This window comes from Desulfonispora thiosulfatigenes DSM 11270 (genome assembly GCF_900176035.1).
Lineage (GTDB): Bacteria > Bacillota > Peptococcia > Peptococcales > Desulfonisporaceae > Desulfonispora > Desulfonispora thiosulfatigenes.
In genome coordinates this window covers 1-13095 of the sequence record NZ_FWWT01000022.1, presented here as the reverse complement: position 1 = coordinate 13095, position 13095 = coordinate 1, and the positions used below count along the sequence as shown (strand labels likewise).

The window sequence follows — 13095 nt, the reverse complement described above, 5'->3', positions numbered from 1 at the left end:
ATATTTTTAATGAAAAATATTTACCTAAAATAACGCAGGCAGGAAAAGGTTTATAAATAATCCTTAAATACTGGTTTTATTGTTCTAAAATTTCCAAAGCTTCATCCGATTTTAAAAACTTCAAGAAACCATCTGTAGCTTGACTATGAAACTTTTTCTTATGATAAATAATATTAAATGGTCTTTCAAGTTCTACTTCTTGTAAATCCATTTTAGCAATTCTTCCTAACTTTGCTTTTTCTTTAGCAGCCCATTTAGAAATAATTGATATACCTAAATCGTTAGCTACAGCCGCCTTAATAGCATTAGTACTTCCAAATTCCATACTAATATTAAGATTATTTGGAGGAAAACCTGCCTTTTTTAAACCATCTTCATATACCTTACGTGTACCTGATCCTTTTTCTCTAGAGATTAAAGGATATTTATCTAATTCGAAAATAGATATACTTTTCTCTTTTGCCCAAGGATGATTGACACTAGTTATTACACAAAGATGGTCTTCAATAAAGAACTCTTTTTCGATATCCTTACCTGTAACTGGTCCTTCAACTAATCCAATATCTAGATTAGTTGAATGTATTTTACTTTCTATATCCTCTGTATTACCAACTTCTAAAATTAGATCAACCTCAGGATATTTCTTTTTAAATGCACCTAATAACTGCGGCGCTAGATATTCACCAATAGTTGTACTTGCACCAACTAATAAACGTCCTTTTACAGTACCCGTAAGTTCCTGCATTTCTCTTTCCAGATCTGATTGTAATTCGGTCATTTTATCAGAATAATCAAGTAATAATTTTCCAGATTCAGTTAAAGAGATATGTCTATTAATTCGATCAAATAATCTTGTACTATAATACTCTTCTAATGTTTGAATTTGAAAACTAACTGCAGGTTGTGTTAGGAACAAAGCTTTTGCAGCTTTAGAAAAACTTTTTTTATCTACAACGGTTAAAAAAACTCTTATGCTATCATTTAACATTTATTCCATCCTTCCTTGAATGCTATTCTATTTTCAGAATTTATTTAATATTATAATATATAGAGAATACTTAATCTTTAGCAATCCTCTTTAATTTATCAGTATTTAAAAACCCTAAAAACTCCTCTATAGCATGAGTTCTAAATTTATCTTTTTTCATGATAATTGTAAATTGTCTCGTAAACTTAGTTTCGTCAAGTTTAGTAGTAGATAATAGTCCTTCTTCTACCATTTCTCTAGCAGCCCATTTTGAAATAATAGACATACCTAAATCATTTTTTACCGCAGCTGTGATTGCTGATGTACTCCCTAATTCCATAGCAACATTTAGATTTTCCAAAGGAAATCCTACTTCTTTTAAAGTACTTTCAATTACATGTCTAGTCCCTGATCCTTTTTCTCTACATATAAAAGGATAATCTTTAAGTTTGAATACTGAAATATCATCTATACTAGCCCACGGGTGATTTGTTGATGTAACAAGAACTAATTCATCATCTATAAATTTTTCTTTAATTAAATCTTCAGAACTTGCAGGTCCTTCTATTATTCCTATATCAATAATATCATTTAAAACCATTCTTTCAGTTTCTTTAGAATTATTGATACATAGTCTTATATCTACTTGTGTAAATTTCTTTTTAAAATTACCAACTAGTGGAGGCAAAATAAACTCTCCAACAGTAGTACTTCCACCTACAACTAATTTACCTTTAATAGTACCTGTTAAATCTTCAATACTATTTTCAATTTCAGATTGTAATTGAATCATTTTCTTAGCATATTTAAGCAATAACTCTCCTGCTACAGTTAAAGAAATATTTCTATTAACACGGTCAAACAATACAGTACCATAGTATTGTTCTAATGTATGAATCTGAAAACTTACCGCTGGTTGAGTTAGGGAGAGTGCTTTAGCCGCCTTAGAGAAACTATTTTTGTCAACTACTTGCATAAAAACTTTAAGGCTATCATTAATCAAATTTATTACCCCCATTATTTTGTTGTTAATAATCTATTTTATTTAGCTTCACCTAATATAACTTCATCTACACCTTCTACTTCTTCTAGTTTAACATTTATAACTTCATTTTTAGAAGTAGGTATGTTTTTTCCTACAAAATCTGCGCGAATTGGTAATTCACGGTGACCCCTATCTACTAAGATAGCTAATTGAATTAACTCTGGTCTGCCAAGATCCATCACGGCATCTAAAGCAGCTCTAACTGTTCGTCCCGTATATAAGACATCATCAACAAGAATGATTTTTTTACCTACTATATCAAAAGGAATTTCAGTTCCACGCACAATAGGTTGATCTCCTAAAGTTGTTAAATCATCACGATATAATGTTATATCCAGTTTTCCCATTTTTATATCTTTACCTTCAATTTCTTTAATTCTTTTAACTATTCTTTCTGCTAAAGAAACTCCTCTTCTATATATACCAACAATTATAATATCTTCTACACCTTTATTTTTTTCAATTATTTCATGCGCAATACGAGTTAAAGATCTATTTACAGCTGCTTTGTCCATTATTATCCTTTTTTCAATTATTTCCACTATTCTTCCTCCTTTCTTAATTCAGATAAAGTATTTTGAAAATAATCTGGCATAGGTACAGTAAAATTAAGTTTTTCCCCTGTGCGTGGATGAACAAATCCAAGCATATAGGCATGTAAAGCTTGACCATTTAAACCTAAATTATTTTTTTTCCATCCATAAGTTATATCTCCAACTAAAGGATGATTTATATAAGACATATGCACTCTGATTTGATGAGTTCTGCCTGTTTCAAGCTTACATTCAACTAATGTATATTTTGTAAATCTTTCTTTAACATAATATTTAGTTACAGCTTCTTTTGAATTTTTTAGAGTAACTGCCATCTTTTGACGGTCATTTGGATGTCTACCTATGGGAGCATCTATAATCCCACCAGGTTCGGTTACAACACCATGCACTAAGGCCATATAGGCTCTATCTACAGAGTGATCTTTTAGTTGATTTGCTAGCCCTTGATGAGCATGGTCATTTTTTGCTACCATCAAAAGTCCTGAAGTATCTTTATCAATTCTATGAACAATGCCTGGTCTTAATTTGCCGTTAATCCCTGATAAATCTTTACAGTGATATAATAAGGCATTTACAAGCGTCTGCGTATAATTTCCTACTGCTGGATGGACTACCATTCCAACAGCTTTATTAATAACTAATACATCATCATCTTCGTATATTATATCTAAAGGAATTTCTTCAGCCTTTATATCTATAGTCTCTGGTTCGGGAATTATTGCAATAATACTGTCTGTTGCTTTTATTTTATAGTTTGATTTAACCGGTTGATTATTTACTTTTATATTTTCATCTTTAATTAATTTTTGAATATATGATCTAGATATTTCCTCAATATTTTCGCTTAGAAAAGCATCTAGTCTTTGTCCTTCATTTTCCTCGGAACCCTTTAAAAAGATTTCTTGCACTAAAATTCCTCTCCCTTAATTATAAATTGATAAGCAACTATTATCATCCCAATAACTATTGCAGAATCAGCTATATTGAAAATTGGAAAAACCCTAAAATCAAAAAAATCTGTTACAGTTCCAGTTAATAATCTATCTAGTAGATTACCTATTGCTCCACCAACTACTAACCCAAGGGAGATATCTAAGACCTTGTTACTTTTCCCCATTTTCATATATAAATAAAAAATAATTGCTAATATGACAAATGTGATTAAAATAAAAAAAAGTCGTTTATGAGCTAACATACCAAAAGCAGCACCAGGATTTTCAATATACGTTAGATGAAAAATATTGGGTATTAAAGGTACACTATCAAATAAATTAAAATTACTTTTAATCAAATACTTACTTCCTTGATCTAAAATTAAAATTATTACGGCTGTTAACCAAAAAACCAAATTAAGTCACTCCTTATACACATACTCCCACACTACAGTATATCACAAATCAAAAACCGCTCCAAGAGCGGTTTTTGATGTAACTATTCTTGATCATTATACATATCTTTATAATCTATTGCTCCTGTTTCATATGGAGTTTCTGAAGTACCGTAATAAGCTACTTGCGCCCAAGCATCTTCCCCATCAAATCCTGATAGATTAGAATCTATACTTTGTTCATTAAATGGAGGCTTTACAATTTGCTGTTCTACTGGTCTCTTATAATGATTATATTCATCTTCTGAAAATTGTTGACTACAATTTACACACATAGTAGTAAAGGGCAATATTTCTAGCCTTTCTTTGGGTATTTGTTTTTGACATTGTTCACAAATGCCATACTTACCTTTATCTAAATTATGAAAAGCATCTTCTACCTTTTTTATTTGATTTTCTAAATAAACTCTTGTACCTATATCTTTTTCTCGTTCATACATTTCTGTACCTATATCTCCTGGATGGTTGTCATAAACGGATAATTCTGAAAGCCCTTCATTCATCGCTGAATTTAATCCTTCATTAACACTATTTAGCACATTTTCATAGTCATTTTTAACTTCTTCAAGTTTTTTCCTTGCATTATCCAACTTTACACCTCCTACTCTTTTTTAGTTTGCCTTAATAATTTAAGATAATTCATAATTTCTTAAGTTTAAAAAGTAAGCTATAAAAAAAGAGTAGGTATTAAGAAAATAACCTTTTTAGATAAAAAAAAGGGCATATTTGCCCTAAAGTTTACCTTTTGTTTTAAAATAACATTTTTAATTAGTTAAAGCATGAATAGGTGCTGGGATTCTTCCACCTCGTTTAATGAATTCACTAGCACTAAATGGATTTACCTCCATAATAGGAGCTCGTCCTAATAATCCCCCAAACACAACCATCTCTCCAAGCTTTTTACCTGGAACAGGGATTATTCTAACAGCTGTTGTTTTTTTATTAACCATCCCAATAGCTGCCTCATCAGCAATAATAGCTGATAGTGTTGCTGCACTAGTATCTCCTGGTACAGCAATCATATCTAAACCAACTGAACATACGCAGGTCATTGCTTCTAATTTATTTAAGCTCAATGCTTTTTCTTCTACTGCCCTAATCATCCCAGCATCTTCACTTACTGGAATAAAGGCACCACTTAATCCCCCAACATAAGAAGATGCCATAGCCCCACCTTTTTTAACTGCATCATTAAGAAGAGCCAGGGCTGCAGTTGTTCCATGAGTACCAACTCTTTCAAGACCCATTGATTCTAAAATATCAGCTACACTATCTCCTACTGCTGGTGTTGGGGCTAAAGATAAATCAACTATTCCAAAAGGAACGCCTAGTCTTTTCCCAGCTTCATTTCCTACTAATTCACCCATACGAGTTATTTTAAACGCAGTTTGTTTTATTTTATTAGCTAAAACACCAAAAGGGACATCAGGGTGTTTTTTTACAACATTAGCTACTACTCCTGGACCACTAACACCAATATTTATTACACTTTCTGGTTCTCCTACACCATGTAAGGCACCTGCCATAAAAGGATTGTCCTCTGGCACATTACAAAATACAACTAATTTTGCACACCCAAGTCCATCTTTATCCTTAGTAAGTTCTGCTGTTTCTTTGATAATTTCACCCATCCATCTTACAGCGTCCATATTAATTCCCGCTTTTGTTGTACCGATGTTAACTGATGAGCAAACTCTCTCTGTTCTAGCTAAACTTTCAGGAATAGAACGAATTAATCTTTCATCCCCAATGGTCATTCCCTTTTCTACTAGACTAGAAAATCCACCAATAAAGTTAACTCCTACTTCCTTCGCTGCTTTATCTAATGCAAGGGCAAAATCGACATAATTATCAGTTTTGCTTGCCTCTGCTATCTGAGCAATAGGAGTTACAGAAATTCTTTTATTAATTATTGGGATACCAAAATGTTTTTCGATATCTTCTCCTACTTTAACTAAATTTTCTGCTTTTTTGGTAATTTTATCGTAAATGTTTTGACATGCTATTTTAGAATCAGGATGCGGGCAATCTCTTAGAGAAATTCCTAAAGTGACCGTTCTAATATCAAAGTTTTCAGTCTCAACCATCCTTATTGTTTCTAATATTTCATCATTATTTATTGAAAAAGGCACTCTTATTCCCTCCTAGATACGATGCATGTATTGAAATACGTCCTCATGTTGCACAGTTATTTTCATTCCAATTTCTTGCCCTTTTTGTTCTAAACTTTCTTTTAAAGTATTAAAATCTACCTTACAACTAGTTATATCAACAATCATAATCATTGTAAAAAAGTCTTGTAAAATTGTTTGGCTTATATCTAATACATTGACTTCCTTGTCTGCTAAAACATTGGTCACCTTTGCTATAATACCCACTTTATCTTTTCCTACAACAGTTATAACAACTCTATTATTACTGCCCATTTCCATTATATTTCCTCCTATTGTTCATGAAATTCTCTTAAAATGTATATATTCTTCTTTTATTAATTAATTCCTGCAATTTATCGTATATTATTACATAAAATAATAATTCCTTTATTCTAGTATGTACTTATAAGTTAATTCTAACCAAAATCAAAATAGATACATGGATAGTCTTAAAATATACTATCCATGTATCCATAATATTATCTTTAATTAGCGCCCTTTCTTTTCTTCCTTTAAAACCCTTAGATAATGATTAGCTTCCCTTAACACATGATCTCCTAGTAAAGGAACTATAATAGACTTGATTTTACAAGATAGTAAACCTTCTAGTCCTGAAGTCTTAAATTTTATTATTTCTCGTGTTTCTTCTAAACTCTCTATCAGATAATCATCCTCTTGAGATTCTTCAACTAATTCTTCAAACTCATGAGCAAAATAATTTGCCTTTTCAATTAAATCCTTTTCTGTAGGGTCAAACATACCTCGCATGAACTTCGCATGTTCTGACATAATATCATTCCAAAATAAGGCTAATACTTTAGCATCTTTCTTCTTATACGCATTTTGATAATTCTGTAAGCTTCTTAATATTTCTACATAAAAATTAGCTTCCTCAATAAGATGATCAATCATTAACGGATAATTTCTAGTAAATAATCTACATTCTAAAACATCAAATAAAACTTTAGATTTAAATTGAATAAATGAAGTTGTTAAATTTATTGCTTCCTGATTAAGCATAAATACTTGTTGATCTAGCATCGGATTAATATATCCTGGGGTTCCTCCCATTAAGTCAAGCTGTGCTTTTGTTATATTTGTATTGATAGGAACTCCAGTATAATCTTGAGTCATTTGTTCTGCTAAAAGAGTATATTCTGTTACTATTTCTCCTGATTCAAGTACATTTTTACTAATTAATCCATTAGAAAGACTAGTCACTCTAGTTAGTAAAATAGAATAGCTACTTTTAAATTGTAAAGCCATTTGCATAAGATTAGCATCTTTAGGGGTAAATCCCAAGGCTAAAAATAAAGCATGATCTTTCATAATGCGCGCAAAAAACAAATTAGTTTCTAAAGACTTTTGAATATATCTTTCTCTTGATAACATTTACTCTTTCCCTCCAAAGTAATAAATAAACTATCTAACAACAGTCTATTTAAAACTACTTTACAAGGTTACAAAAAAAAGCAGGCATAATTGCCTGCTTTAATAATTTCTTCCAGCTTCAAAAGCATTGATATTTGCTTCTAAAAATTTAGGAGGTACAGTATTTTTTAATACATCTAACCAAATTTCGTGATCTATCTCCAATATTTTAGATAATACTCCTAATAAAACCACATTAACCGCTTTTGCATTTCCGCTCAAAGTAGCTTTTTCAAGTGCATCTACTAAAATTAATTTATTGGCGCGAGATTCTATTTTTTCTGCTATGTTTTCAGGATAAATCGCATTTCCTGAAATAACAGGCATTGGATCTATTCTTTGATCATTAACAATAATCTTTCCTTCTTTTTTTAAATATGGTAACCATCTTAAACCTTCTAATCTTTCAAAGGCTAAAATAATATCTGCCTGCCCTTTTTGAATAATAGGTGATGCTACCTCGCTTCCAAACCTTACTTGGGTAACAACACTACCACCCCGTTGAGCCATACCATGTATCTCTGATACTTTAACGTCCTGACCTAAGCTCTGAGCTACCCTAGAAAGAACTCTACTTGCTAAAATAGTTCCTTGTCCACCAACGCCAACAATTAAGATATTTGTAATATTATTCATAATTAATTATCCCCCTTGATAGCGCCTTTAGGACAAACTGTTGCACATAACCCACAGCCATTACACTGGGTAGGATTAATTCGCACTTTATCATCTACCTTAACTATTCCTGGACAGCCTAGCTTTAAGCACATTTTACAGCCGATACATTCATCCAGATTAACCTTTAAAGGCTTAACATCCTTTTTCTTTTCAATTAAAGCACAAGGTCTTCTGCAAATAATAACTGATGGTTCATCTATTTTTAATTCAGATTTTAATGTTTCTTCTAAACCTTTTAAGTCAAAAGGATCTATAGTTACTACTCTTTCTATTCCAACGGCTTTTACTAATAATTCCAAATTAACTTCTTTCGTTGGTTCCCCTTTAATCGTAAATCCACTAACTGGATTATGTTGATGCCCTGTCATACCTGTAATTCGATTATCTAAAATTAAAGTTGTGGTTGTACCTTTATTGTAGACAACATCTATTAATCCAGTAATTCCAGAATGAATAAAAGTAGAATCTCCAATCACTGCTACTAAGTTTTGCGCAAATTCTTTTCCTCTAGCCTTTTCCATTCCAAGCGCTGTTCCAATACTAGCTCCCATACAAATAGTAGTGTCCATACTTGATAAAGGCGGTGCACTTCCTAGGGTATAACAACCAATATCTCCCGTTACTACAACTTTTAACTTATTTAAAACATAAAATACTCCTCTATGAGGACAGCCAGGACATAAAACTGGAGGCCTAACTGGAATATCATCAGATTCTAAATGTTCTGGTTTTTGATCTAATATTTTTTCAGCAATAGTTTCAGCATGAATTTCTCCGATATTAGAAAATACTTCTTTACCAATAACCTTTATTCCTAAAACTTTTAAACTATCTTCGATAAATGGTTCTAATTCTTCAATCACATAAACTTCTTCAACCTGTGAAGCAAAATCAGTAATTAAATCAGTAGGTAAAGGGAATGACATACCTATTTTCATAATAGATACATCTTTTAAAACTTCTTTAATATATTGGTAACTTATACCACTTGTAATAATGCCAATTTTCTTACTTGCCCATTCAATTTTATTAATAGCATTTGTTTCATTATATTCTTTTAATTTAAGTAAACGATCCTCCACATAAACATGACGATTCCTTGCATTAGCTGGTGTCATAATATATTTAGCAGGATTTTTTACATACTCTTTTAAATCAACATTAGTTCTTTCTGAAAGTTCTACTAATGATTGTGAATGAGCTACCCTTGTAGTAATTCTTAAAATTACTGGTGTATCAAACTTTTCACTTATTTCAAAGGCTAATTTTGTATAATCTTTAGCTTCCTGGCTATTAGCAGGTTCTAGAATGGGTATTTTAGCCATTTTCCCGTAATATCTATTATCTTGTTCATTTTGAGAACTATGCATACCTGGATCATCTGCTGATACTAAAACTAATCCTCCATTAACCCCTGTATAGGCAAAAGTTAATAGTGGGTCAGCTGCAACATTTACGCCTACATGCTTCATAGCTACTAAAACCCTTGCTCCAGCAATTGATGCCCCTATTCCTACTTCTAAGGCAACCTTTTCATTAGGTGACCACTCTGCATAGATTTCTTCATAACAAGCTGCATTTTTAGTTATTTCAGTACTTGGGGTTCCTGGATAAGCTGTAACTACATTAACTCCAGCTTCCCATGCTCCTCTTGCAATTGCTTCGTTTCCTGTAAGTAAATTCTTCATAGCGACAACCTTTCTTTCATTATTTTCTATGGTCAAATACTCTTTTTGCCTTACCAGCTGTTCTTTCAATAGTATTCGGTTCAACTAGTTTTACTTTAGCATTTATTGATAATACATTGTGTAGTTTATGCTGAATAGTCTTTACTAATTTTTCTAGTTCTCCATATCTTTCTAGAAGCGTTTCATCTACTAATTCTACCATAACTTCAAGAACATCTAAATGGCCTGTCTTATATACATTTATTTGGTAATGTGGAGCTACTGCATCAATATTAAGTATTACACTTTCTATTTGAGAAGGAAATACATTTACCCCTCTAATAATTAACATATCATCTGTTCTAGCAGAGACTCTTGCCATACGAGCTGTTGTTCTACCACAAGCACATTTATCTTGATTTATAATTGATAAATCTTTCGTTCTAAAACGAATTACTGGAAAAGCTTCTTTTGTGATACTGGTAAATACTAGTTCTCCTTTTTGCCCTGGTTCTAAAACCTCTCCTGTATCAGGGTTAATTGTCTCTACAATAAAATGATCTTCTGCTATATGTTGTCCATCTTTAAATTCACATTCTCCTGATACACCAGGGCCCATAACTTCGCTTAAACCATAATTATCTGTTGCTACAATTGATAATCTTCGTTCTATTTCACTTCTCATTTCTTCAGACCATGGCTCTCCACCAAATAATCCTAATCTAAGAGGCGATTTAGACATATCAATACCCATTTTCTCGGCCACTTCCGCAATATATAATGCGTAAGAAGGTGTACAAACTAAAGCAGTCGTGCCAAAATCTTTCATTAACATAAGTTGCTTTTCAGTATTTCCGCCCGAAGCTGGAACTACCATTGCCCCTACTCTTTCTAAACCATAATGTAAACCAAAACCACCTGTAAATAATCCATAACTAAATGCCATTTGTCCAACATCATTGTCGGTAACACCTGCTAAACTAACCATTCGAGCAGCAAGACCAGTCCACGTTTCCATATCATTTTTAGTATAACCCACAACTACTGGTTTTCCGGTAGTTCCAGAAGAAGCATGGATCCTTACCAATTCTTTCTTTGGGACAGTAAACAGTCCAAAAGGATAATTATCCCTTAAATCATCTTTGGTGGTAAATGGAAGTTTGCTTAAATCTTTAAGAGTTTTAATATCTTCAGGTTTAATTCCTAGTTTATCAAGTTTCTGTTTGTACTGTGGAACTTTAGTATACACCCTATTTAAAGTACTTTTTAATCTTTCTAATTGTAAAGCTTCTAATTTACTTCGTGACATACATTCGTTTTCTTTGTCCCAAATCATTTAGCTCAACCCCTTCAATAGATTCTAAAAAAGACAACAAAAACCAAAACCCCTTTTAGGAAAATTTTAGGGTTTTGGTTTTATTTATAAGAATAAAGCCTATAAAAAATAAAAGGCCACTGTTAATAAAAATTAATGTATTCATTTCCTTCCGTCCTTCCATACTAACAATATAACTGATTATAAATAAAAAAATCCTACTGATAAAAATCTACCATTCTACAATAAATAAATATTCGCTAAAATTTGAAAAGTTCCTGCAATTAAAAATTTTCTCTTTTATAACTCTAGTAATACCTTAACCCTATTATAGAGGAACTTTCCTTTTCAATCTAGAAATATTTTAATAAATTTAAAAAAGGCATAAGTTATCTTAAAATAGACATACAAAGGAGCTGTTTTTGTGCATTATGATGAAACTATATACAGACCACCATTAGAGGCAAATACTATTTTACTTCAAGTTACCTCTGGTTGCTCTCATAATAATTGTACTTATTGTGGTATGTATAAAGATATTAAATTTGAAATGACAAGTTTAGCACAAATCGAAGAAGATTTAAAAGAACTTATCACCCTTAACACTACGATAAAAAGAATTTATTTATTAAATGGTGATCCTTTTTCCTTAAGCGCTGAGAGATTAAAAACAATTGCCCTATTAATTAAAAAATATTTGCCTAAGTGTAAAACTATTTCCATGTATGCTTCTATCAAGGGAATTAAAACAAAAACTATAGAAGAATTAAGAGAATTAAAATCTTTAGGGATAGGGGATTTATATATTGGCCTTGAAAGTGGAAATGATGAGGTTTTAAAAAACATTAATAAAGGAACTACAGCCAAAGAAACTAAAGCACAAATGCAAAGATTAAATGAAGTAGGTATCAGATTTTTTTCTATAATTATGTACGGGGTTGCCGGTAAAGATAAGGGAATAGCTAATGCTATTGACACCGCAAAATTATTAAATGAAGTGAAATCTAAAGGAATTTTTCCTATGTCTTTAACCTTAGTACCAGGAACAAAGTTACATAATGACTATTTAAGTGGAGATTTTAAAGAAGCTTCTGAACTAGAAAGACTTATCGAACTTAAGACATTAATTGAAAATTTAAGCTTAGAAAATAGTACCGTGTTCTCAGCGCAACACCCTTCAAACACAGTACCACTATCTGGAATCATGCCTCGGAATAAACAAGATTTGATTGCTACTTTAAATAAAGTTATCGAAAATACAGACGAAGAATCACTAAAAAGTAAATTTGCAAGAAACAAGATAAAAATGTAGTTTTTATTGTCCTGTACATTTATCGGGAATATTATTTCTAGCTAAAATTTAAAACCTGAAAATGGACATAGGAAAGGCACCTTCGGTTTTGTACCGACCCCCAAAAGTTAGACCAAAAATCTAACAATTGGAGGTCGGTATTTTTATGGCTGCATACAGTTATGAGTTTAAAAAGAAAGTTGTAGATGCATATTTACGTGGCGAAGGAGGTTATACTTTTTTAGCAGAAAAATATGGAGTAAAAAACAGAAGACAAGTTCTCAATTGGGTACATTACTACGAAGAACTTGGTGATGATGGATTAAAACGTTCAAGAAAGAACGAAGCTTATTCTTTTGAATTTAAGCTTGGTGTGGTAGAGTCTTATTTAACAAGTGAGGTATCTTATCAGGAACTGGCTCTTTCGATAGGGATTAATAATAATGCTCTTATCGCTAGGTGGGTAAATGATTATAGAGCGGCTGGTCCTGATGCCTTAAGAGATAAGAAACGTGGGAGAAGGGCTAAAATGAATTCATCAGGTAAGGCTGTTAATATACAACGCCAAGATGATTCAGCTCCTGTTGATACAAGCACTGAGCATGTT

14 protein-coding genes are annotated in these 13095 nt (G+C 31.8%); 2 read left to right on the top strand and 12 right to left on the bottom strand.

Annotated features, from left to right (window positions below; all coding sequences use genetic code 11):
• Positions 1–76 precede the first annotated feature (76 nt).
• The 12 genes from B8965_RS08900 to B8965_RS08845 all read right to left on the bottom strand — a co-directional run bounded on the left by B8965_RS08900 (position 77) and on the right by B8965_RS08845 (position 11218).
• A complete protein-coding gene (locus B8965_RS08900) occupies positions 77–988 on the bottom strand; it encodes a selenium metabolism-associated LysR family transcriptional regulator (RefSeq protein WP_084053789.1) in 912 nt (303 codons plus the stop codon).
• 70 nt (positions 989–1058) lie between these two features.
• Positions 1059–1970, bottom strand: coding sequence for a selenium metabolism-associated LysR family transcriptional regulator (locus B8965_RS08895; RefSeq protein WP_159446316.1), 912 nt, complete (start codon positions 1968–1970; stop codon positions 1059–1061).
• A gap of 38 nt (positions 1971–2008) precedes the next feature.
• Positions 2009–2554 carry a bifunctional pyr operon transcriptional regulator/uracil phosphoribosyltransferase PyrR gene (gene pyrR / locus B8965_RS08890; protein WP_278336349.1) on the bottom strand — a complete coding sequence of 182 codons (546 nt, stop codon included), beginning with the start codon at positions 2552–2554 and terminating at the stop codon, positions 2009–2011.
• A complete protein-coding gene (locus B8965_RS08885; RefSeq protein WP_084053787.1) occupies positions 2554–3474 on the bottom strand; it encodes an RluA family pseudouridine synthase in 921 nt (306 codons plus the stop codon). Before B8965_RS08885 ends, pyrR begins: the two co-directional genes overlap by 1 nt.
• Positions 3474–3914, bottom strand: a complete 441-nt coding sequence (gene lspA, locus B8965_RS08880) for a signal peptidase II (RefSeq protein ID WP_084053786.1) — start codon at positions 3912–3914, stop codon at positions 3474–3476. Before lspA ends, B8965_RS08885 begins: the two co-directional genes overlap by 1 nt.
• A gap of 83 nt (positions 3915–3997) precedes the next feature.
• Positions 3998–4543, bottom strand: a complete 546-nt coding sequence (locus B8965_RS08875) for a TraR/DksA C4-type zinc finger protein (protein WP_084053785.1) — start codon at positions 4541–4543, stop codon at positions 3998–4000.
• A gap of 174 nt (positions 4544–4717) precedes the next feature.
• The gene (locus tag B8965_RS08870; protein WP_084053784.1) at positions 4718–6085 is read right to left on the bottom strand and encodes a PFL family protein; all 1368 of its coding nucleotides are present in this window, start codon (positions 6083–6085) and stop codon (positions 4718–4720) included.
• A 12-nt stretch (positions 6086–6097) separates the two neighbouring features.
• The gene (locus B8965_RS08865) at positions 6098–6385 is read right to left on the bottom strand and encodes an ACT domain-containing protein (RefSeq protein WP_423237171.1); all 288 of its coding nucleotides are present in this window, start codon (positions 6383–6385) and stop codon (positions 6098–6100) included.
• A 210-nt stretch (positions 6386–6595) separates the two neighbouring features.
• Positions 6596–7498, bottom strand: a complete 903-nt coding sequence (locus tag B8965_RS08860; RefSeq protein WP_084053783.1) for a DUF2935 domain-containing protein — start codon at positions 7496–7498, stop codon at positions 6596–6598.
• A gap of 99 nt (positions 7499–7597) precedes the next feature.
• Positions 7598–8173 (bottom strand): indolepyruvate oxidoreductase subunit beta, encoded by a 576-nt coding sequence (locus B8965_RS08855; protein ID WP_084053782.1) that lies wholly within the window; start codon positions 8171–8173, stop codon positions 7598–7600.
• A gap of 2 nt (positions 8174–8175) precedes the next feature.
• Positions 8176–9903 (bottom strand): indolepyruvate ferredoxin oxidoreductase subunit alpha, encoded by a 1728-nt coding sequence (gene iorA, locus B8965_RS08850; protein ID WP_084054261.1) that lies wholly within the window; start codon positions 9901–9903, stop codon positions 8176–8178.
• 19 nt (positions 9904–9922) lie between these two features.
• Positions 9923–11218, bottom strand: a complete 1296-nt coding sequence (locus tag B8965_RS08845; RefSeq protein WP_084053780.1) for a phenylacetate--CoA ligase family protein — start codon at positions 11216–11218, stop codon at positions 9923–9925.
• A gap of 403 nt (positions 11219–11621) precedes the next feature.
• On the opposite strand from B8965_RS08845, the gene B8965_RS08840 reads away from it, so the two are divergent.
• Both B8965_RS08840 and B8965_RS08835 read left to right on the top strand, forming a co-directional pair.
• Positions 11622–12509 (top strand): radical SAM protein, encoded by an 888-nt coding sequence (locus B8965_RS08840; RefSeq protein ID WP_084053778.1) that lies wholly within the window; start codon positions 11622–11624, stop codon positions 12507–12509.
• A gap of 145 nt (positions 12510–12654) precedes the next feature.
• A partial coding sequence (locus B8965_RS08835) for a helix-turn-helix domain-containing protein (RefSeq protein WP_084053776.1) occupies positions 12655–13095 on the top strand: 441 nt, incomplete at its 3' end.

Bases quoted from the DNA above. Each gene is read 5' to 3' on its own strand.
- B8965_RS08865 (WP_423237171.1), bottom strand. From the start codon at position 6,385: ATGGAAATGGGCAGTAATAATAGAGTTGTTATAACTGTTGTAGGAAAA.
- B8965_RS08845 (WP_084053780.1), bottom strand. From the start codon at position 11,218: ATGATTTGGGACAAAGAAAACGAATGTATGTCACGAAGTAAATTAGAA.
- B8965_RS08860 (WP_084053783.1), bottom strand. From the start codon at position 7,498: ATGTTATCAAGAGAAAGATATATTCAAAAGTCTTTAGAAACTAATTTG.
- B8965_RS08900 (WP_084053789.1), bottom strand. From the start codon at position 988: ATGTTAAATGATAGCATAAGAGTTTTTTTAACCGTTGTAGATAAAAAA.
- iorA (WP_084054261.1), bottom strand. From the start codon at position 9,903: ATGAAGAATTTACTTACAGGAAACGAAGCAATTGCAAGAGGAGCATGG.
- B8965_RS08855 (WP_084053782.1), bottom strand. From the start codon at position 8,173: ATGAATAATATTACAAATATCTTAATTGTTGGCGTTGGTGGACAAGGA.